The following is a 20,300-nucleotide window of genomic DNA, read 5'->3' on the forward strand; positions in this document are numbered from 1 at the left end:
GAAAGAATTTTGATTTAAAGTTACAAAAAAACCATTAAGAAATTAAGATTCATTAAGCTTTGATGCTCAATTTCATAACTTCTTAATGGTATAAAGTTTAAAAAATATTATTTACGTGGAAAGCTGATTTTCTCTCCTACATTCATTTTATTGTTTTTAGCTAAAGCACCACACATGTGAAATAACATTCGGGCTCCAACGTTTCCATCCCAATCATCATTTTCACCGGGAGCGACTTCAACCAAATCAAATCCGATGATTTCTTTGTCTGTTTCAGCTAAACGACTTAACAAATAAGCGGCTTGTTCAAATGAAAACCCGCCCGGAACAGGAGTTCCTGTGTTGGGACAATACCAAGGATACATCCCGTCAATATCAAAACTGATGCAGACTTTTTGCGGTAATGCCGCGATAATGGCATCGCATTGTTGTTGCCATGTTTTCCCTTCAAACGTTTCCTTTTTTAGGTCAGAATCGGTGTGAATGACAACTCTTCCGTTCTCTTTTTTTACCACCTCAACTTCTTGTTCGCAAAAATCACGAATACCCACTTGCACAATTTTTGAAATATGCGGAATTTGCAAGGCGTTATACATGATGGAAGCATGCGAATACGTGAAACCTTCATAGGCAATTCGCAAATCCATGTGAGCATCTAAATGAAGAATTCCGAAGTTATCATGTTTTTCAGCTAAAGCTTGGTAATAGCCTAGCGGTGTGCTGTGATCGCCTCCTAACAATACCACTTTTTTACCGTGATTTAGCCAATGTAATGTTTTTTCACGAACGGCTTCTACCATATCGGAACAAGCGTAATTAATTTTATCCAAGTTTTTTTGCAAACCGGGATGATGTTCAATTACCGAACCACTTTCAAGTGCTTCGATGATGGGAGCTGCTTTCTTTTTATATTTTTTTGAATTCTTTTTAACTCCTTTTGGCGATTCGTCTAAAAAGATGCCTAATTTCCATAATTCAGGAAATTCTTGGTGGTTTAAATCCACTTGAAAAGAAGCGTCTAAAATGGCTTCCGGCCCTTTTGAAGCACCGGAACCATAACTTACTGTTACTTCCCATGGAACAGGAATTACGATTATTTCACTGTCTTCAATGGAAAAAGGTAAGCCAAAAATGGTTGCATCGGCTAAGCCGGGTTGGCTAGGGTCGAAGGATTGGAGGATTTCTTGTTTTGTCATTTTTTGGATTGTTAGATTGTTAGATTGTTGGATTGTTAGATTGTTGGATTGTTTGAAAAACCAGACAATATGTTAATCTAAAAAATCGTATTTATTTTAATGTTGACATGAATTTTGCAATCATTAATGTAATTATATGAAGTTCATCTGATAAACCTTTTAAATCAGAATCATTCAAATAACCAACATCATTGGAAACCAACAACTGGGTTTCAATTTCATAGCATGAGCCAATTGCATTTTCTAAGAAAACTAAAAAATGTTTATTTGATGATTTTGCAGAGCCCTCGGCAATATTTGATGGAACAGATATAGCTGCTCTTCTCAATTGACTTATTAACCCGTAACGCTCAGAATCAGGAAAACTTTGGGTCACTTTGTAAATTGGTGTACAAAATTTTCTACTTAATTTCCATATTTCTAAATCTTTGTATCTATGCATATTATCTTGATTTTCATATTATTGGATGTTAAACTACTCGATTATCAAAACTTTCTAAAAATCCAATAATCTAACAATCCTATTTACTAATTCCTGCTTTTAATATTTGTCCAAATTCATACATGTCTTCAAAAGAGCAGTAGAACGGTGCAGGAGCTAGACGGATTACGTTGGGTTCACGCCAATCGGTGATGACGCCGTTTTTCATAAGATATTCAAATAATGCTCTGCCTTGACCGTGAAGATAGACTGATAATTGACAAGCTCGTTCTTCTTGGTTTTGGGGAGTGATGATTTCAAATTCGGTTCCGGCGATTTCGCGGTCAATTTCGTGGAGGATGAATTCTAAATAGGCCGTTAAGAGATTTCTTTTTTGAATTAATTTTTTCATGCCCACTTCGGCAAACATTTCAACTGAAGCTAAATAAGGTGCTAAGGATAAAATTGGTAAATTACTGATTTGCCATCCATCGGCTCCGTGAACGGGATCAAAATCGGGTTCCATTTTGAAACGACGCTCTTTATTGTGTCCCCACCAACCCGCAAAACGAGGCAAATCGTTGTCATGATGATGTCTTTCGTGAACGAAACAACCGGAAGCATTACCCGGTCCGGAATTCATGTATTTATAGCTGCACCAACAGGCGAAATCTACGTTCCATTCGTGGAGTTCGAGTTCAATATTTCCGGCGGCATGAGCCAAATCCCAACCTACATATGCACCGGTTTTATGTCCTGCTTCAGTGATGGTTTTGATGTCGAACACTTGTCCGGTATAATAGTTTACCCCACCAATTAAAACTAAGGCCAACTCCTCGCCTACTTCTTCAATTTTGGCAATGATATCTTCATGGCGAATGTTATGTTCTCCTTCTCTACGTTTGATTTCAACTATGGCATCGCTTGGGTCTATCCCGAGGTGTCGGGAGTGGAATTTCACTTGACTTTGAAACATGTATTGGTCGGAAGGAAAGGCTTTTTCTTCGCAGATGATTTTGTATTTTTTGGGTGTAGGTCGATAAAAAGAAACCATCATCAAGTGAAGGTTTACCGTTAAGGTATTCATCACTGTGATTTCGGAGGGTTTTGCTCCTACGATTCCACTTAACGGATTGGCAAAACGCTCGTGATAATCCCACCAAGGTTTGTCGGCATAAAAATGACCTTCAACGGCGAGTTTAGCCCAATCGTTCATGACTTCATCTACATACGCTTGAGTGCGTTTGGGTTGCAATCCAAGTGAATTTCCGGTGAAATAAATCACGTTTTTACCGTTTATACTGGGAAAAATAAATTCGTCACGGTACTTAAAAAGTTCGTCTTGTGCGTCTAATTGTTGGGCAAATTTGCGTGTATTTTGAAAATTCATGTAGTAGTTTGTTTGTTTGGTAAAGGTAATAATTTTTTGGATTGTAGGGACAGGTCGCGACCTGTCCGTACGGGGAAAAAGAAGAATTTTTATTCGAAAGAAGAATTTTTATTTGAAACACCATTTGCGTTAGGGATTGAAGCGGAAAGCCCGGAGCACCAAAACACATATTTTCTTTGGTTAAAAAAGCGACCAACGGAAGCTCTTTTTAACCTCTAGAAAATTGTGTTTTGGTGTGAGGACTTGGAGTGAAAAGCCCGTAATACGCCCAAAAAAAATCCCAACCGGAAAAGATTGGGATTTTGTATTTGAGAATCTGAAATGATTCCGAAATTTCGGAACAGATTAAATAATCAACATGGCATCACCATACGAGTAGAATCTGTATTTTTCTTTGATGGCTTCTTCGTAGGCTTTTTTCATTAAATCGTGTCCACAAAAGGCCGAAATCATCATTAAAAGAGTTGATTTTGGCGTATGGAAGTTTGTTACCATACAATTAGCAATACTGAAATCGTAAGGCGGATAGATGAACTTATTAGTCCAACCTTCATAAGGATTCATTGTTCTTGCAGAAGAAACCGAACTTTCGATGGCTCTCATAGAGGTTGTTCCGATACAGCAAACTCGTTTTTTGTTTGCAATGGCGTTATTTACCACATCACAAGCTTGTTGGGTAATGATTAGTTCCTCAGAATCCATTTTGTGTTTGGATAAATCTTCCACCTCAACCGGATTGAAAGTTCCCAAACCAACGTGTAAAGTCACTTCAGAAAAATTGATTCCTTTGATTTCAAGGCGTTTCATCAAATGTTTAGAAAAGTGCAAACCGGCAGTTGGAGCCGCCACAGCACCTTCTACTTTGGCATAGATGGTTTGGTAACGTTCTTCATCTTCGGGAGTAACTTCTCTGTTGATGTATTTTGGGATTGGGGTTTCACCCAACTCGGTTAATTTATTTCGAAACTCGTCATATGAACCATCGTATAAGAAACGAAGGGTTCTACCGCGAGAAGTGGTATTATCGATAACTTCAGCTACTAATGAATCATCGTCTCCAAAATACAACTTATTCCCAATACGGATTTTTCTGGCCGGATCAACCAACACGTCCCAAAGACGTTGCTCAGCGTTGAGTTCACGCAATAAAAACACTTCGATTCTGGCTCCGGTTTTTTCTTTGTTTCCGTACAAACGAGCGGGAAAAACTTTGGTATTGTTCATAATCATTACATCACCATCATCAAAATAATCGATAATGTCTTTGAATAATTTGTGTTCAATTGTTTTTTTTGCTCTGTTCACCACCATTAAACGAGATTCGTCACGGTTTTCTGCTGGAAATTCTGCCAATAATTCGGCAGGTAAATTGAAGTTAAAATGAGATAATTTCATATATAGTGATTAGTGAATAGTAATTAGTGAATAGTTTCACTAATTCTAAAATTCCGGTGGCAAATATACGATTGCGAAATAGGGGTTGTCAAGTGTTTTGTGGTTTATTTTTTTAATAAGTGGCTGAGTCGCTGAGTTTCTGAGTTTCTGAGTTTAATTTTTTGTGAAAATTTGGTTTATTAACTAATTTGAAATCCGAATTTTTCAAGATCATCCCAAAAAGTAGGATAAGATTTTGAGACGACTTCGGCTTCTTCTATACTAATAGGTGTCTTTAAGGCTAATGGTGCAAAGGCCATGGCCATGCGGTGATCTTGGTAGGTTTTGACGCTGATTTTTTTGTTTATTTTTTCTGATGGTTCCAAAGTTAAACTATCATTGGTAACAGAAACATTAGCTCCAAGTTTTGTCAATTCATTTTTTAACGCTTCTAATCTATCCGTCTCTTTGATTTTAAGTGTGTGTAATCCGGTTAAATGGCAACCCATTCCTAGTCCGAAACAGGTTACGGCGATGGTTTGGGCGATATCGGGGGAATTGTTTAGGTTAAAGGTGATCGGTGATCGGTGATGGGTGATTGCTTTTGAAATTGTTATTGTTTGATTGATATTAAAAATCGTTTCTACTCCGAAACTTTTATAGATTTCGACAAGGGCAGCATCACCTTGTAAACTGTTTTGTTTGTAACTTGAAAGCGTAACTTGGGTTCCGATTGGAGATAATGCGATGATGGAATACCAGTAGGAAGCGGAAGACCAATCCGACTCGATAGTTAGGAGTTGGGAGTTAGGAGTTGGGAGTGGATTAATTTTGATTTTATTTTCAATAAAAGATGTTTCTACTCCAATTTCATTAAGTAACGCCAATGTCATTTTGATGTAGGGAATTGACGTGATTTCTCCTTCTAAAGTTAACTCGAGACCGTTTTCAAGTTTGGGTGCAATTAATAATAAAGCTGAAATATATTGACTACTCACGTTTGCTTGAAGAGCAACTTTATTTTGAGTATTTTTTTTGCCTTTGATACGAATGGGTGGAAAACCTTGATTTTCTATGTAACTGATTTCGGCACCTAGTTGTTGAAGAGCTTCAACGAGAATTTTGATGGGACGCTCTTTCATTCTTGACGAACCGGTTAATATTACTTCATTTCCTTCTTGGATGGCAAAATAGGCGGTGAGAAATCGCATGGCGGTGCCGGCATGGTGGATGTCGATTATGGTTGTCTGTTGTCTGTTGTCTGTTGTCTGTTTTTGGATGGCTTTGAGCATTACATCAGAGTCATCAGAATTAGAGGTGTTTTCTAGAACTAAGTTGGGATATAGTGCTTGGAGCAATAACAATCGGTTGGTTTCAGATTTGGAACCGGTGATTGTAATTAACGATTGCTGATTGTTGATTGCTGATTGTTGAAGTTTAACATCCATTATTTAGTCACAACTTTAAGTCCGATGATGGAGATGATTAGGGTGCTGATAAAAAATACACGCCAAAACGTGGCAGGTTCTTTGAATAGAAATATACCAACAAGCACACTTCCAACGGCTCCGATTCCTGTCCAAACAGCATAAGCGGTTCCGATGGGTAATTCTTTGGTTACTTTGACCAGTAAAACCATACTGATTGTAAGGCAGACTAAAAATCCGCCATACCACAACCACATGGTTGTTCCGTTGGCTTCTTTGGCTTTGCCTAAACACGCGGCAAAAGCCACTTCAAATAAACCGGCGATGATAAGTAGAATCCAGTTCACTTCTTTTTTCTGTTTCTTATTTTTTCAAAGATAAACAATTCGGCCAAAGCCATGGAAACTGCCCAAAAAAGTATAAAAAACCAGGGATTATGGTTTTCATCTTGCAAAAAATAAGTCATTAACCAACCTATGAGTCCGTAAATAATCAAAGCGGTTATGAAATGAATGACTTTCTTTTTCAATCTATTTCAATTTCTCGTTATTGTGATGACGGTCGTGGTCACGTTTGGTTTTCAAGTCCATTTTTTTATCAAATGCAGCTTGCAAATCAACACCTGTTTGGTTGGCGAGGCAAAGCACTACAAAGACCACATCGGCTAATTCTTCGCCAAGATCTTTATTTTTATCGCTTTCTTTTTCGGATTGTTCGCCATAACGTCGGGCGATGATTCGGGCTACCTCTCCTACTTCTTCGGTAAGTTGAGCCATATTGGTTAATTCGTTAAAATAGCGAACACCGTGGTTTTTGATCCAGTTGTCTACTTCAAGTTGGGCGTTTTGGAGGTTCATTTAAATATGTATAAAAAATAACTAATTAAGTATGTTTTTAATTCCCTCAAAAGTAACAACAAAAAATTATTTTACAGCTTTTTTAACACCACTTGTTCATTTTCTTTGTCAACAATTTGCTTGAAAAAATCTTTAACAGCTTCATATTCTGTTTGAGCAATGTAGGAAACTAAAATTTCGTATTGTACCATAATTTGAATACTTTTTTCGGCTTTTTGTATAACATATTTATAGCTTCCCATATTGTCCGGTAATCCAATATTAATGGATGTGGGAATGGTTTCAATTGAATATCCGTCTGGAATATTTATGGTATAACTATATTTTGACTTAGTTGGATAAATGAAATCAATAGGAAATGCTCTTGTTTCTGAAACAAAGGGATTTGATTTGGTTGTTTGAAAGAACAAAGGCTTAAACAATATAGAATTCCCAACTATATCTGCACTTTGATCAGCCGAAAATGAATATGTTTCGTTTATTGGTTGATAAATTTCTTTATCGTTAGTTACTTCATAATTATCTAAAGATAAATTTTTATAATTATTTTCTAATTCATCTAACCAATTCTCTTTAGACTTGCCTATAAAATTTTCTCTAAATCTTTTAGCTTTATAGTTTGTCAATTGTCTTCTAAACTTGCCGGTAAGTTTTGCATTTGAATCTAATGTAAAACTAACAAAACCGTTATCTTGGCTTGGTGTAGTAACAAAAAGTGAAATTTCTTCGTTATCACCATTCTTTTTGATTAATCGTCCTTTCCAATTCAACGCTCTTTCAGGCAACATATTAACAGTTGAAAAAGGATCTGTAGCGTCCAAAAGAACCATTCCATTTGGTAATGTTACACTTGCCACTACATAATTAAAACCATCTCGTGTTGGAAACAAAGGAATTCCGTGTTTTCGCGTGCTTACTAAAACCGGATTTGCATCAAAACCGGAAGCATTTAACATATTAATTAAATTTAGATTGACCTCAGCTGTATTTCCAGAACCAAGTTTATATGCTTCTTTTACACCAGTTTTACAAGTAAAACCATTTTTTTCATTCCATTTTACTTTTTGTTTACAAAACTCTAGAATTTTTACTAATTTTTCTTGTTGAGAAGTTCCCTCACTTAAAATTAGATTTAATTCATTTTCAAAATAGCCAGTTTTTTTTAATTCTTTACCAAAATCTTCTCTGAAGAAAATGGATTTTGCTACATCCTCCCAGGATTGAGCATAGTTATTAAAATTACCACCAGGAAACTTTGTAGATTGCAACTCCATACTATAGGAAGAACGGTAATTGTCCATATTTGTAACATATGGTTCTTCTTCAAGCGACGGAATATTTCTGGAGATTATTTCATAAACATTATTTATATAAGGTATTTCTTCTTTATATGCTTTAGCTTTTGATGATCCTGAATTTTCAAACCCAGTGTATGTGATTTTACCTTGAGAAGCATATTTTTTTAGATTCAAAGGTAAATATCCTTTTATATTTGGTCTAAACACATAATACTCAGGAATTGAAATCTTTATATCTAAAACATTCAAAGGAATTGAATATTGACATAATATTTCATCAATATTTTGACTAAATGGTGAAGTAACTTTGTATCGATATTCAATTATACAGCCAGGCTTTAAATTTGGCATTGTAAACTTAACCTCTGTGGTGTTTTCAGATATTTTATTTTCAAAAACCTGGTCTTTTTTTAATTTTGTTTCAACAATTTTACCATTTTCAATATTATATGTAACACCATCAACTCTAGAAATAAATTCGCTATTTGTTGGTATTCTGTATAAATACTCTGTGCTTTCCGCATATGAAAAACCTTCTTGTTTATAAATTTTTATTCTAAAAATAATATCTTTTATTTGAACAAATTGCCCTTTATTTTGGTCAAATTCATAATAAACGTGTTGCCTTTTATACAAAATGGTAGCATTTGCATTTTTATCTGTTTCATGTTCTTTTTGTTCTAAATCTGCTATTGTAATTTTTTCTAATTTAAATTCTTGTGCAGTTGATATCAAAAAGAAAAACAATGCATTTAAAATAAGTAGCTTTTTCATATTTATTAGTTTAGTTGAATTAAAAATTTGGCATTATCAAATTTGTTTACTTCGATTAAAAAATTTCTGAAATCATTATAATCAGTATTGTTATGTTGAGCCTCAAAAAGTGTAAACTTTCTTTTATAAACAATTTTATGTTCATTAACGGTTATGTCAAATTGATATATACCGAATTTTGTTTCAAGCAATGTGTTTTGTGGCAATGCTTCAATTTTTGAATTTTCCGGTAATAAAAATTCAATTTCGTCAAATTCTGTAAAACCTCTCTTGATGTTTACAGGTTGCTTTCTTGTTCGAATTTTATCCGGAATATTTTCCCATCTTGAAAACGGATTTACATTTACAATCAATTGATTTGCATTTTTAAGAGCAAATTTTTCCACTTCTAAATCGAATTTTTCTTCCCAAGTTTTTGCTTCATTATTCCTTTTGGTTGAAAATTCTTTTAGCATAATCGGATTATAATAATCCCAAATTTCTCTATAAAAATCTTTTCGTTCATTTTCTGTTTTGTATTCTAAAGCATATCTACTCTCAACAGTTATCCCTTTAAAAACCTTGTCTAAATTCGCTTTCATTTTAGCATCAGAAAACAAAGCAACAGTAGCTTTTGAATAGATAACATTCTCTTTTTCATCATACTTTTTTGTTTTTTCAATCTTGCCTCCTTCAGGCGTAACGACTAACACTTTTCTATCTTCATTACTTGAACCAATTTCTCCAAATGCACTCTTTTGACTAGTACACTCTAACCAAATATTTTCTTTTCCGGGAATACACAATATCATGTGATTTCCTTGTAAAAATGGCATTTCAGTTATAAAATCTTTTTTATCCGCATCATTTGAAATAATCGTATGATATGCATTTATACCCACCGCTTTTAATAATGCAAAAGTGTAGTTGGTCAAACCTTTACAGTCACCATAACCTAATCTATCTACATCGGCTGCTTTCATGGGCTGCCAACCACCTATTCCTAATTGAATAGACACATAACGTGTTTTATCTTGTACATATTTATACACTATTTTTGCCTTTTCCTCATCAGTATTTGCATTTGAAGTCAATTGCTTAATTTTTTGTATGGTTGTTTCAGGTAATTCAAATTGTGTTTTGTAAAGGTCATCATAAAACCATTTTCCTAATTCTTCCCAATTATTGGCTTTTCCTTCTTTTCCTTTTAAACTAAAATGATTTAAAGCAAAATACGATATTGGAAAAAATTCATGGCTAGGAATGCTGTAACTTTCTCTTTTTAAAGATTTTAAATTACTCAATCGATAAACAGTTGCATTACCTTCATTCTTCTTTTCCACTTTAAAATTTTCAAAATTTTTATCTAAAACATTGCATTTGATTTCTGGTTGAACAATCAATTCAAAAGAGGCATTTTCAATAGCAATACCATAATTTTCAAACGGTGACCATCTTGGCAGAAAGGCAGTATCAGACGATTCATAACTGTAATCAAATTGAATAATAAAAGGATAATTTATTGGCGTATATTCAATGTATTTTAGTCTATCATCTGACTGAATGGTGATTGCATCATTTGAAGATACATCCTTAAAATCATTTTTTTTGAATTTTTTAATTTCTATACCGTAGTTGTTGTAAATCTTAACTTCTAATTTTTTGATGGAAGTCTTATCATCATAATTCAAATAAGGTATGTTCTTTTGATAACCTATTTCATTATATACTATAACGGTTTTAGTGACTTGATAAGCATATAAATTAAATTTTTTGATTTCTAATTTCTCCTCAAGTTTTTTAATCACAGCATCTGCATTCTCTTTAAGTTCAGCCGAAACATCGATTGAAGTTAAATTTTGGGCATGAGATATGATTTGAAAAAGAAGAAAAAAGGATACAAAAAGACGTTGACACATATAAATACATGAAAAATTATGCAATGAAAATTGCGTGATATACTTTTTTTGGAAATTGTGTTTTTCAAATTTAACACAATTTTTGTAAAAAACAAATTACTCTTTGTTTTTCGTGTCGATTAGAATCGTAACCGGTCCATCGTTTAAAAGTGAGACTTTCATGTCTGCACCAAACTGCCCGGTTTGTACTTTTTTTGCTAAGTCTTTTTCGACTTGTTGAATAAATTGATTGTAAAGTGGAATCGCAAATTCGGGTTTTGCTGCTTTAATGTAAGATGGCCGATTTCCTTTTTTGGTAGAAGCATGAAGTGTAAATTGACTTACAACGATTATATCTCCATCTATATCTTTCACGGATAAATTCATCACGTCATTTTCATCACCAAAGATGCGAAGGTTGACAATTTTAGACGAAAGCCATTCGATGTCTTCCTTAGTATCTACTTCTTCAATTCCCACCAAAATCAATAATCCTTTTTGGATGGAAGCCACAATTTCTCCATCAATGGTTACTGATGACTGTGAAACTCTTTGAATAACGGCTTTCATTTATTATGATAGAAGTTCAACTCCTTTAGTTTTTCAATTAATGAATTTTTAAACTTTATATATGATGATAAATTATCTAATTTTGACAAATCAATACTCTGTCCAATTATTTGATATAAATCTGATATATCTAAGCCTTTATTTCTCTTTCTTTTTGTTAAATCTTCTTTGGAAAGTCTAATTATATCTTCAATTAAAAATTTAGGATTCTTAATTAATTCAGGATTAAGATGAATTCCTAGTTCTGCATCTGTTTTGGCTATACCAATTTCGTCTTTTAATAAATCTCTATCAGCTATCATCCAAGATTCTGTCATTTGTATTGGAACAATTGCAACTAAGTTTTTACAATATTCATCATTACCCTTCTGTAATAATAATTCTAAAGCAGGATTAATTTTTGTATTTAAAACTAAATCATCATTTTCATCATCTGAATCCGTATGAATAAATAAAAGTAAAATTCCGTATTTTTCTTGACCTAGCTTAGATGCATATTGAACTTGTTCGTTAAAACTCATTCCTTTTTTATTAAAGTCTAAAATTACAAGTTCTGTTTCAATGTCACCGGTGCAATCATAGGCTATTTCAAATAGTGTTCTTTCAACCACACTAGACAAAAATCTAATATCTGTTTTTCCCTCTGTATATAATCCGGCTAAAATAAAATTACTCATGGCGTTTAAAAAATTGTATCTTCAAATTGTGCGGTTTTTAAATAATCATTCACTAAGGACAACGTTAATTTTCTATCTTGCTCAGAAAAAATTAAACTTAATTGTTGAATAGAATTATCTTTTATAACCGGACTTATTTTTGTTGAATTAAGCTTTAATCTTTTCCCATTTAATTCAACAATGGAATTTCTCATTTGAGCATACCATATACTAACATTGGAATCTTTTTTCCAAGTTTCCATATTCCCCACTAAAACCGGAGAATGGGTGTTGACGATGACTTGTCGTAATGGAATATCAATTTCGTTAAAATCAACTGTTAAATCTTTTAAAAGTTCAGTCATGGCTTTAATTCTAAAGGGATGAATACCATTTTCAGGTTCTTCAAAGCAAAGTAATCCTGTATGCTTTTCATCATATTCTAATATGCACAATGCCAAAACTCTTAAAGTTCCTTCTGAGAGAACTCGTGAAGAGAATTCTTTTTTATCAACGTCTTTAAGTTTGATTAAATATTGTTTATTTTCATTATCATCAATCACATCTACCTCAACAAAATTTGGTAAGAAACTATTTAGTTTTCTTGAAATTTCTTTTAAAGAATATTTATCTGTTTGTTTAATTCTAAATAATGCCGCAGCTAGATTTTTCCCACTTACAGAGATAGTGTCTTCACCATTATTTTTGCTCGTAGCTTGTCTTAAATCTTCCGGATTTAATTGCAAAAATTTCCAACTTTTCATTTCTTCTTTGGCTGCTAATACGTGAGGAAAATCTACGGTATCAAAACTACTTAAAACAGTTCTTGTTGCATTACTTAGAGGGAATCTTCTTTTATTTCCAGTTGTTCCATCTTGTGGTACTTGGATTATATCTATTCCATTTTCATTTACACTTTCAATGTAAGGAATTCCTCTTTTGCCAGTACCTACCTTAGGTCTCCAAAACTCTAAAGATTTTTTTGGGAGAATAGTTGTAACCCATTTATCTTCTTGATGATTTAATTTAAAAAGATTTTCTTTAGAAACAGCCAAGTCTTGAATTCCAGATTGATTAGTTATTCTCTTAATTGAAAGCTCATATCTAAGTCTTGTATATTTTAACTTAGCTTCATTTCCCCAGGCGTCTTTAACATTTTTATTAACTAACATTTCTATGACAAATTCCATTTCATTAGCATAATTGTCATCTCCATATTGCGTAAATAATTCGATAAATTCTCCTCTTTGTTCACTAAATGCTCTCTTTAAATTATCAGTGTCAGCAAGTCGAGATAACAAAGTCAACGCATCAAACAAATTGCTTTTACCTGAGGCATTTGCTCCTGCAATCACTGTAAATGGGGTGAATTCCATTTCAAAATTATGAAAGGATTTAAATCCGTTAATTTTGAGATATGTTATCATAGTAAAGAAAATTTAATTTCAAATATAATGCTTTATTAATCAAAATCCTGATTTCTTCCCTCTGCATAAATGTCATTTCGGTATTGTTCTTCGTCACCTTCTAAAATCTGGAGATAACTTTTGTATCGCGACCATGCAATTTTGTCGTCTTCTAAGGCTTTTTTTACCGCACAATGCGGCTCATCTTTGTGTAAACAATTATTGAATTTACATTGATTTTCCAACGCAAAAAACTCCGGAAAATAGCCTTTGATTTCTGATTTTTCCATGTCCACAATACCAAATCCGCGAATTCCGGGCGTATCAATAATTTTTGCTTCAAATGACAAATCAAACATTTCAGCAAACGTTGTGGTATGCTGTCCTTGTTGATGTAAGTCAGATATTTCTTTTGTTTTTAAATTCAGATTAGGTTCTAAAGCATTGACTAAAGTTGATTTCCCAACTCCGGAATGACCGGAAAACATACATACTTTTCCTTCCATCATTTTTTTTAGTTCTACTAATCCCTTTCCGGCTGTAGCCGAAACCCGAAGGCATTCATAACCAATTTGAGAATAAATGTATTGCAAAAACAATTGATCATCCAAAGTTGCATCATCGTAGGTGTCAATTTTATTAAAAACCAACACAGCTTTGATGTGATAGGCCTCGGCAGTAACTAAAAATCGATCTATAAAACTCGTAGTTGTTACTGGATTATTTATCGTAACCAATAAAAAAACAATATCAATATTGGAGGCAATAATATGCGTTTGCTTAGAAAGATTAACCGACTTTCGAACAATATAATTCTTTCTATCATGAATGTTATGAATATTTCCGGTAACCGCATCAGAAGTTTCATCAATTTCAAAATCAACAACATCGCCCACCGCAATTGGGTTGGTACTTTTGATTCCTTTCATACGGAATTTCCCCTTAATCCGGCAATCATAAAACTGATTGTTTTCGGCTTTAACGGTGTACCAACTCCCGGTAGATTTATAAACGATTCCTGTCATCTAATTTAATAATTCTTACAAAGGTAAAAAACATACTTTGAATTGTAGTAAAAACTAATTTATATAAAAAAGGTTGCCCTTTTTTGGACAACCTCTCTATTTTAGTTTTCTAGAATCAACCTTCCTAATCTGTCTTGCTTTTTTCTGGAAGAGTAAGTGATTAATTCATTTTGACTTTTTCTATAATAAACACCCGGCCTTAAAACTAATTCATTTTTAATAACCTCTTCAGGATCCTTTCTGGTAATAGAACCTTTGTCATCAAAAATAAATAACGTTGGTACTGCATTATTATAATTTCCAAGTGATTTTATTTTTTCAATATCTGTAATACCTTTGTTTTTTACGTTATCATTAAAAATTATATTCAAAATACCATTTTTATAAATTGGAATTGCACCTAAATATTCCGGTCCTTTACCCATTTGTGTCAAAGGTATCATAATTGAACCTCCAACTGTAAAACTTCCACTACTTCCTGAAAATCCTAAACCAATAGACATTGTTGTAATTGCTGCAGATTGTTCTTTTGGAAGCACATTACTCCAATCTAACGAACCGTCAGGTTTTAATGAAGTTATAATAATTTCATTTTTAACATATGTTACAGGTGTAAACGCAAGAGGACCAATCCCCTGAGAACTTCCCACTATAACTAATTGATATTCAGACAACACAATTAAACCGCCATCATTTTTTTCAATAATATGTGTAATATTATACAAAGGCTTAACATCTTTCCCCTTTTTAGCTCTTCTTTCCCCTAATAACTTCACTTTTGTAGGGTAATCAAACTCATTGAACTTTAGATTATCATTAGTATTATTCGTCAAATTAACCGTTGCATTATAAATCCCTTTCAGTTCTTTATTTGCCTTTCCATTATCTCTAACACTAGAATAAAACCCAACCAATTGTAGCGAATTATTATTAGTAGACATCATTTTACAGTTAATGATTTCTTTTCCTTTAATATTGATATCAACAACTTCTTTTTTATATCCATTTGCTCTTTTAAAAACATGGACTTGAAATTTTTCAACTTGTTCTTTCTTTTTACTATCTCTATAACTTTCATTAATAACAATAAAAACGTCATCTTGATAATTCAATTCAAAATCTGATATAGAAAATTCAAAATCTTTTTTATTGTCATCAAAAACCACCTTTTCTTCATATTTAAATAAAGTAGTTAAATAATCATCAAACAATCTTACATCATATTTTACAGCGTCTTCTTTTGGGAATTTTGATGCATGCATAATTAACAAAGCACCTTCATCCTGAGAAAGTTTGAAATAAAAACTACCCCGTTCAGATTTTTTAGCAACTGAAGCATCAAAAAGTGTAGTTGATTTTTTACTCATTACACCTTTTTCAGAAATTTCAGAACCAACTAAATTAAAAATTTTATCTTTTTTGTTAAAAACACTACCAATAGCATATAACTTCCCGTTTAACAAGAATATATCTTCAAAATCAATCTCTCTATCAGAAATTTGAGGGATTACTATTTGATTAGAAGAAATAGGTTTCATAGAAGCCGATTCAAATACTTTCAAAAAGTAGTCTTCTTTATCTTTCAAACCTAATGCATAAATTTTATTGTTGTGTTCTCCTATGATTTTGACAATTTTTTGTTTGTCTTCTGGCAATTCTTCTCCATAGGTCATGCTGATTTTTTCAATTTTGTTCTGTGCATTTCCAATTAAACTTACCAACGCAATAAAAACAAAACTTAAAAGAAATTTTCTCATTTTTCTGTTACAATTTATATGTTATAATTAAAACTAATATTGCACAATAGTACGAAAAACATGATGATTTGCAAATTATATTTCTCTCATTTATTTATAATCTTCTCTTGATGATCGATACTTTCCTGATGAATTGCTTTAAAAAGTTGCACTATAAAATCTTCACTCAATCCTTTTTGACTTCCTTCTGCAATCATTTTATCTAAAATTTCTTGCCATCTTCTATTTTGTAAAATCGCTACATTTTTTTCTTTCTTCAATGAACCAATTTGATCCGCAATCTTCATTCTTCCTCCTAAAATCTCTAGAATTTTACTATCAAATTCATCTATTTGAGTACGTAATTTATTCATTCTCATCGTATAATCATCGGCTTCATCGGTTTCTTTCCGAACGCGTAAATCGTGGAAAATTTGTTTCAAAACAGTTGGTGTCACTTGTTGAGCTGCATCACTCCAGGCATTATCAGGATCAATATGTGTTTCGATGATTAATCCGTCATAATTCAAATCCAAGGCTTGCTGCGACACTTCCTGAATCATATCTCGCTTTCCGGTAATATGCGAAGGATCACAAATTAAAGGCAAATCTGGAAATCTGTTTTGCATATCAATCGCAATTTGCCACTCCGGATTATTACGGTATTTTGTTTTTTCATACGTTGAAAATCCACGATGAATTACGCCTAATTTTTTGATGTTGGCATTATACAATCGCTCTAAACCACCAATCCACAAAGATAAATCGGGGTTGACAGGGTTTTTTAGTAGTACAATTTTATCGGTTCCTTCCAAAGCATCGGCAATTTCTTGAACGGCAAAAGGATTCACGGTGGTTCTGGCTCCAATCCACAACACATCGATATCGTGTTCTAAAGCTAATTTTACGTGAGCCGCATTGGCAACTTCTATTGCCATAAGCAAACCTGTCTCTGCTTTGGCTTTTTGCAGCCATTTTAAACCAATCGCTCCTACTCCTTCAAATCCGCCGGGTCGAGTTCGTGGTTTCCAAATTCCGGCACGAAAAATACTTACATCAGAATTTTTTAATTCATGAGCAATTTTTACTACTTGTTCTTCAGTTTCTGCACTGCAAGGTCCTGCAATTACTAACGGATGATCTAATTGAAAATCGGTTAACCAGTTTTTTAAATTTTTATCGTTTTTCATAGCTGTTATCGGTTATCGGTTGTCGGTTGTCGGTTGTCAGATAACTGATAACGGACAACAGACAACTTTTCATTTTAAAATTTCTTTAATTCTGTTAGTGTTTTTCATTTCATTAAAAATGGCTTCGTAATCATCTGATTCTAAAAATGATTTAAAAGATGATAAATTAACGATATACTCTTCTAACGATTTGACAATTTGTTTTTTATTTTGTTTAAAAATGGGTGTCCACATTGAAGGTGAACTTTTAGCCAATCGAACAGTACTTTCAAATCCACTTCCGGCCATATCGAAAATATCTTTTTCGTCTTTTTCTTTTTCGATAACGGTTTTCCCTAGCATAAATGAACTGATGTGCGACAAATGTGAAACATACGCAATGTGTTTGTCGTGCGATTTTGGTTCCATATAGCGAATTCGCATCTTCAAATTTCGGAATAATTCTAATGCTTTTTCTTGTTTTTTATAGGCTGTTTTTTCAATTTCACAGATAATATTCACCTTGTCTTCAAATAAATTTTCAATGGCCGCATTTGGTCCTGAAAACTCTGTTCCTGCAATGGGATGTGTCGCTAAAAAATTGCTTCTTCTAGGATGATTCTCTACTACTTCGCAAATTGGTTTTTTGGTTGAACCGACATCAATTACAATTGTATGGTCTGAAACGCAATCCAGAATTTTCGGCAAAAGTAGCAAAGCTACATCAACCGGAACAGCTAAAATGACAAAATCCCCATCAAGATCATCGTCTAAATTTCCTTTTTGATGAATTAATCCCAATGATAATGCCTCGTTGAGATGATTTTCATTTGAATCAATTCCAACAATTAGTGCGTTTTCATACAACCTTTGAACGTCCAAAGCCATTGAACCACCAATTAATCCTATACCAATAATTGTTACTTTCATATCAAAATCGTGCTAAAGCTTCCTTAATTTTTTCTTCTTCGATACACAACGAAAACCGAATATATCCTTCGCCATTACTGCCGAAAATTGTTCCGGGTGTGATAAAAATATCTTTTTCCGATAAAATGGCATCAATAAATGCTTCAGATGAAATTACATCGTTTGGAAGTTTTGCCCAAATGAATAATCCAACACTATTTTTATCATACGAACAACCTAATTTTTCAACCAATTTAAAAAGTAAATTTCTTCGTTTGGTATAAATTTCATTTTGACTTTCAAACCAATCTTTATCTAAATTCAAGGCTTCAATTGCTCCTTTTTGAATTCCATAAAACATGCCGCTATCCATGTTGCTTTTCACTTTTAAAACGGAATCTAAAAAGGTTTTGCTCCCCAAAATCATTCCTACTCGCCAACCTGACATATTGAACGATTTGCTCAAAGAATTAAGCTCCATAGCGACATCTTTTGCTCCTTCCACCTGAAAAATAGACATAGGATGATCATTCAAAACAAAACTATACGGATTGTCATTCACAATTAAAATATGATGTTTTTTTCCGAACGCAATTAATTTTTCAAAAACTTCAATTGTAGCATTGGCTCCGGTTGGCATATGCGGATAACAAACCCACATGATTTTGACTTTGGTTAAATCTAATTTTTCAAGAGCTTCAAAATCTGGAAGCCAATTGTTTTCTTCCATTAAATCATAAGAAACAGGCTTAGCTTGCACTAATTCTGTAACAGACGCATAGGTTGGATATCCCGGATTTGGAATTAAAACCTCATCCGATTTGTTCAAAAAAGCCATTGAAACATGCATGATTCCTTCTTTGGAACCCATTAAAGGCAAAATTTCGGAGGCAAAATCCATCGAAACATTAAACTGATTTTGATAGAAAGTAGCCATCGCTTTTCGAAGTTCAGGTAAACCCTGATAACTTTGGTATTCATGAGCTTTTTTATCGTTCATGGAATGTTGAATGGCATTCACTACAGAAAAATGCGGCAATAAATCCGGACTGCCAATTCCCATATTAATGATTGGTTTTCCTTCGGAAAGCAATTGATTAACTTCCCGCAATTTTTTGGAAAAATAGTATTCTTGAACCGAATTCAAGCGGTCTGCGGTTGCTATCATAATCGTGCATTTTTATATTCGCCTAATACTTTAAAATGTCTGGTTATTTGTTGTAAATTCATTTTTGCTTTTTCGTAAAATTCATATTTATCAAAAACAACATCAATAAAAAATGAATATTGAAAAGGTGTTTCAATAATAGGTAATGATTGAATTTTGGTCATATTTAGTTGACAATCGCTAATCATTTTCAACACAAATGCCAAGTTGCCGGGTTTGTCTTCCAATTCAAATTTCAAGGAAGCTTTATTGATTTCGTTTTTTGGAATTTCTTTATTCACCGATTTTACGATGACAAAACGAGTGGTGTTATTTTTTATGGTGTGAATATCTTTTGCCAAAATCTCCAAATCATATAAATCTGCTGCTTTTACACTTGCAATTGCGGCCACTCCGAGTAAGTTTTGTTCTTGAATGTGTTTGGCTGTTTCGGCTGTATCAATGCTTTCAATTAATTTGATATGCGGATAATTGGAAAAGAAAACAGCACATTGCAACAACGCCATTGGATGCGATTGCACTTCCTTTATATCTTCAATTGTTTGACCTTTTAATGCCAAAAGGTTATGATGAATGTCTAAATAATATTCGCCAATAATATGCAAATTGTTAGCGTCAATCAAAGCATAATTTGGAATAATCGAACCGGCGATAGAGTTTTCTAACGCCATAATTCCTTTGCTTGACTTATCGTTGATGACATTTTTAACCAGACTTTCAAACGAATGACACTCTACCAAATCAGTTGGTTCAGAAAAATAATTTTCAGTCACTTGATGGTGAAATGAACCTTTTATACCTTGTATTGCTATTTTTGTTATCATATAAATAAAAAAATCCCGACTCAAATTGAATCGGGATTTATATTTGTTGTGAATTAAAAATTTACCTTACATAACACAATACCAATCCCGATTTTTTTCCAAAGAAAAAATAAAAGAAATTAGTAAAATAATATGTGTTGTGTGAAATCATTATTTGATTTTGAATGGCTAATATACTAAATTATTTTAATTAAAATACTTTTTAGAAAAAAAAGGAGTTAAA

18 protein-coding genes are annotated in these 20,300 nt (G+C 33.1%); all 18 read right to left on the bottom strand.

The window, feature by feature from the left end; all coding sequences use genetic code 11:
- Positions 1-107: 107 nt before the first annotated feature.
- The 18 genes from H601_RS0107845 to H601_RS0107940 all read right to left on the bottom strand — a co-directional run bounded on the left by H601_RS0107845 (position 108) and on the right by H601_RS0107940 (position 20,077).
- Positions 108-1,196 (bottom strand): agmatinase family protein, encoded by a 1,089-nt coding sequence (locus H601_RS0107845; RefSeq protein WP_026710994.1) that lies wholly within the window; start codon positions 1,194-1,196, stop codon positions 108-110.
- A gap of 91 nt (positions 1,197-1,287) precedes the next feature.
- Complete coding sequence (locus H601_RS0107850; RefSeq protein ID WP_026710995.1) at positions 1,288-1,638, bottom strand: four helix bundle protein; 351 nt, start codon at positions 1,636-1,638, stop codon at positions 1,288-1,290.
- A gap of 79 nt (positions 1,639-1,717) precedes the next feature.
- A complete protein-coding gene (gene kynU / locus H601_RS0107855; RefSeq protein WP_026710996.1) occupies positions 1,718-3,007 on the bottom strand; it encodes a kynureninase in 1,290 nt (429 codons plus the stop codon).
- A 345-nt stretch (positions 3,008-3,352) separates the two neighbouring features.
- On the bottom strand, positions 3,353-4,402 hold the full coding sequence (gene queA, locus H601_RS0107865) for a tRNA preQ1(34) S-adenosylmethionine ribosyltransferase-isomerase QueA (RefSeq protein WP_026710998.1): 1,050 nt from the start codon (positions 4,400-4,402) through the stop codon (positions 3,353-3,355).
- Between the two features lie 179 nt (positions 4,403-4,581).
- On the bottom strand, positions 4,582-5,829 hold the full coding sequence (gene aroA / locus H601_RS0107870) for a 3-phosphoshikimate 1-carboxyvinyltransferase (protein WP_026710999.1): 1,248 nt from the start codon (positions 5,827-5,829) through the stop codon (positions 4,582-4,584).
- The gene (locus H601_RS0107875; RefSeq protein ID WP_026711000.1) at positions 5,829-6,155 is read right to left on the bottom strand and encodes a DMT family transporter; all 327 of its coding nucleotides are present in this window, start codon (positions 6,153-6,155) and stop codon (positions 5,829-5,831) included. The genes aroA and H601_RS0107875 overlap by 1 nt, the downstream gene beginning before the upstream one ends.
- Before the next feature lie 183 nt (positions 6,156-6,338).
- Positions 6,339-6,665, bottom strand: a complete 327-nt coding sequence (locus H601_RS0107885) for a nucleotide pyrophosphohydrolase (RefSeq protein WP_026711001.1) — start codon at positions 6,663-6,665, stop codon at positions 6,339-6,341.
- Positions 6,666-6,736: 71 nt separating this feature from the next.
- Entirely contained in the window at positions 6,737-8,737 is a 2,001-nt protein-coding gene (locus H601_RS0107890; RefSeq protein WP_026711002.1) for a DUF3858 domain-containing protein, read from the bottom strand.
- 5 nt (positions 8,738-8,742) lie between these two features.
- On the bottom strand, positions 8,743-10,635 hold the full coding sequence (locus H601_RS0107895; RefSeq protein ID WP_026711003.1) for a DUF3857 domain-containing protein: 1,893 nt from the start codon (positions 10,633-10,635) through the stop codon (positions 8,743-8,745).
- Positions 10,636-10,731: 96 nt separating this feature from the next.
- Positions 10,732-11,184: a D-aminoacyl-tRNA deacylase gene (dtd, locus tag H601_RS0107900; protein WP_026711004.1), complete on the bottom strand. Its 453-nt coding sequence runs from the start codon at positions 11,182-11,184 to the stop codon at positions 10,732-10,734.
- Positions 11,181-11,861: a DUF4276 family protein gene (locus H601_RS0107905; RefSeq protein WP_026711005.1), complete on the bottom strand. Its 681-nt coding sequence runs from the start codon at positions 11,859-11,861 to the stop codon at positions 11,181-11,183. The genes dtd and H601_RS0107905 overlap by 4 nt, the downstream gene beginning before the upstream one ends.
- 5 nt (positions 11,862-11,866) lie before the next feature.
- Positions 11,867-13,267 carry an AAA family ATPase gene (locus H601_RS0107910; RefSeq protein WP_026711006.1) on the bottom strand — a complete coding sequence of 467 codons (1,401 nt, stop codon included), beginning with the start codon at positions 13,265-13,267 and terminating at the stop codon, positions 11,867-11,869.
- 35 nt (positions 13,268-13,302) lie between these two features.
- Complete coding sequence (gene rsgA / locus H601_RS0107915; protein WP_026711007.1) at positions 13,303-14,271, bottom strand: ribosome small subunit-dependent GTPase A; 969 nt, start codon at positions 14,269-14,271, stop codon at positions 13,303-13,305.
- A gap of 101 nt (positions 14,272-14,372) precedes the next feature.
- Positions 14,373-16,028: a hypothetical protein gene (locus H601_RS0107920; protein ID WP_026711008.1), complete on the bottom strand. Its 1,656-nt coding sequence runs from the start codon at positions 16,026-16,028 to the stop codon at positions 14,373-14,375.
- Positions 16,029-16,114: 86 nt separating this feature from the next.
- On the bottom strand, positions 16,115-17,197 hold the full coding sequence (locus H601_RS0107925) for a bifunctional 3-deoxy-7-phosphoheptulonate synthase/chorismate mutase type II (RefSeq protein WP_026711009.1): 1,083 nt from the start codon (positions 17,195-17,197) through the stop codon (positions 16,115-16,117).
- Between the two features lie 69 nt (positions 17,198-17,266).
- Positions 17,267-18,106, bottom strand: coding sequence for a prephenate dehydrogenase (locus H601_RS0107930; protein ID WP_026711010.1), 840 nt, complete (start codon positions 18,104-18,106; stop codon positions 17,267-17,269).
- A 1-nt stretch (position 18,107) separates the two neighbouring features.
- Complete coding sequence (locus H601_RS0107935) at positions 18,108-19,253, bottom strand: pyridoxal phosphate-dependent aminotransferase (RefSeq protein WP_026711011.1); 1,146 nt, start codon at positions 19,251-19,253, stop codon at positions 18,108-18,110.
- Positions 19,250-20,077: a prephenate dehydratase gene (locus H601_RS0107940; RefSeq protein WP_026711012.1), complete on the bottom strand. Its 828-nt coding sequence runs from the start codon at positions 20,075-20,077 to the stop codon at positions 19,250-19,252. Before H601_RS0107940 ends, H601_RS0107935 begins: the two co-directional genes overlap by 4 nt.
- Between the last annotated feature and the right edge of the window lie 223 nt (positions 20,078-20,300).

Origin of the sequence: Flavobacterium filum DSM 17961, from assembly GCF_000425465.1 — a bacterium.
Lineage (GTDB): Bacteria > Bacteroidota > Bacteroidia > Flavobacteriales > Flavobacteriaceae > Flavobacterium > Flavobacterium filum.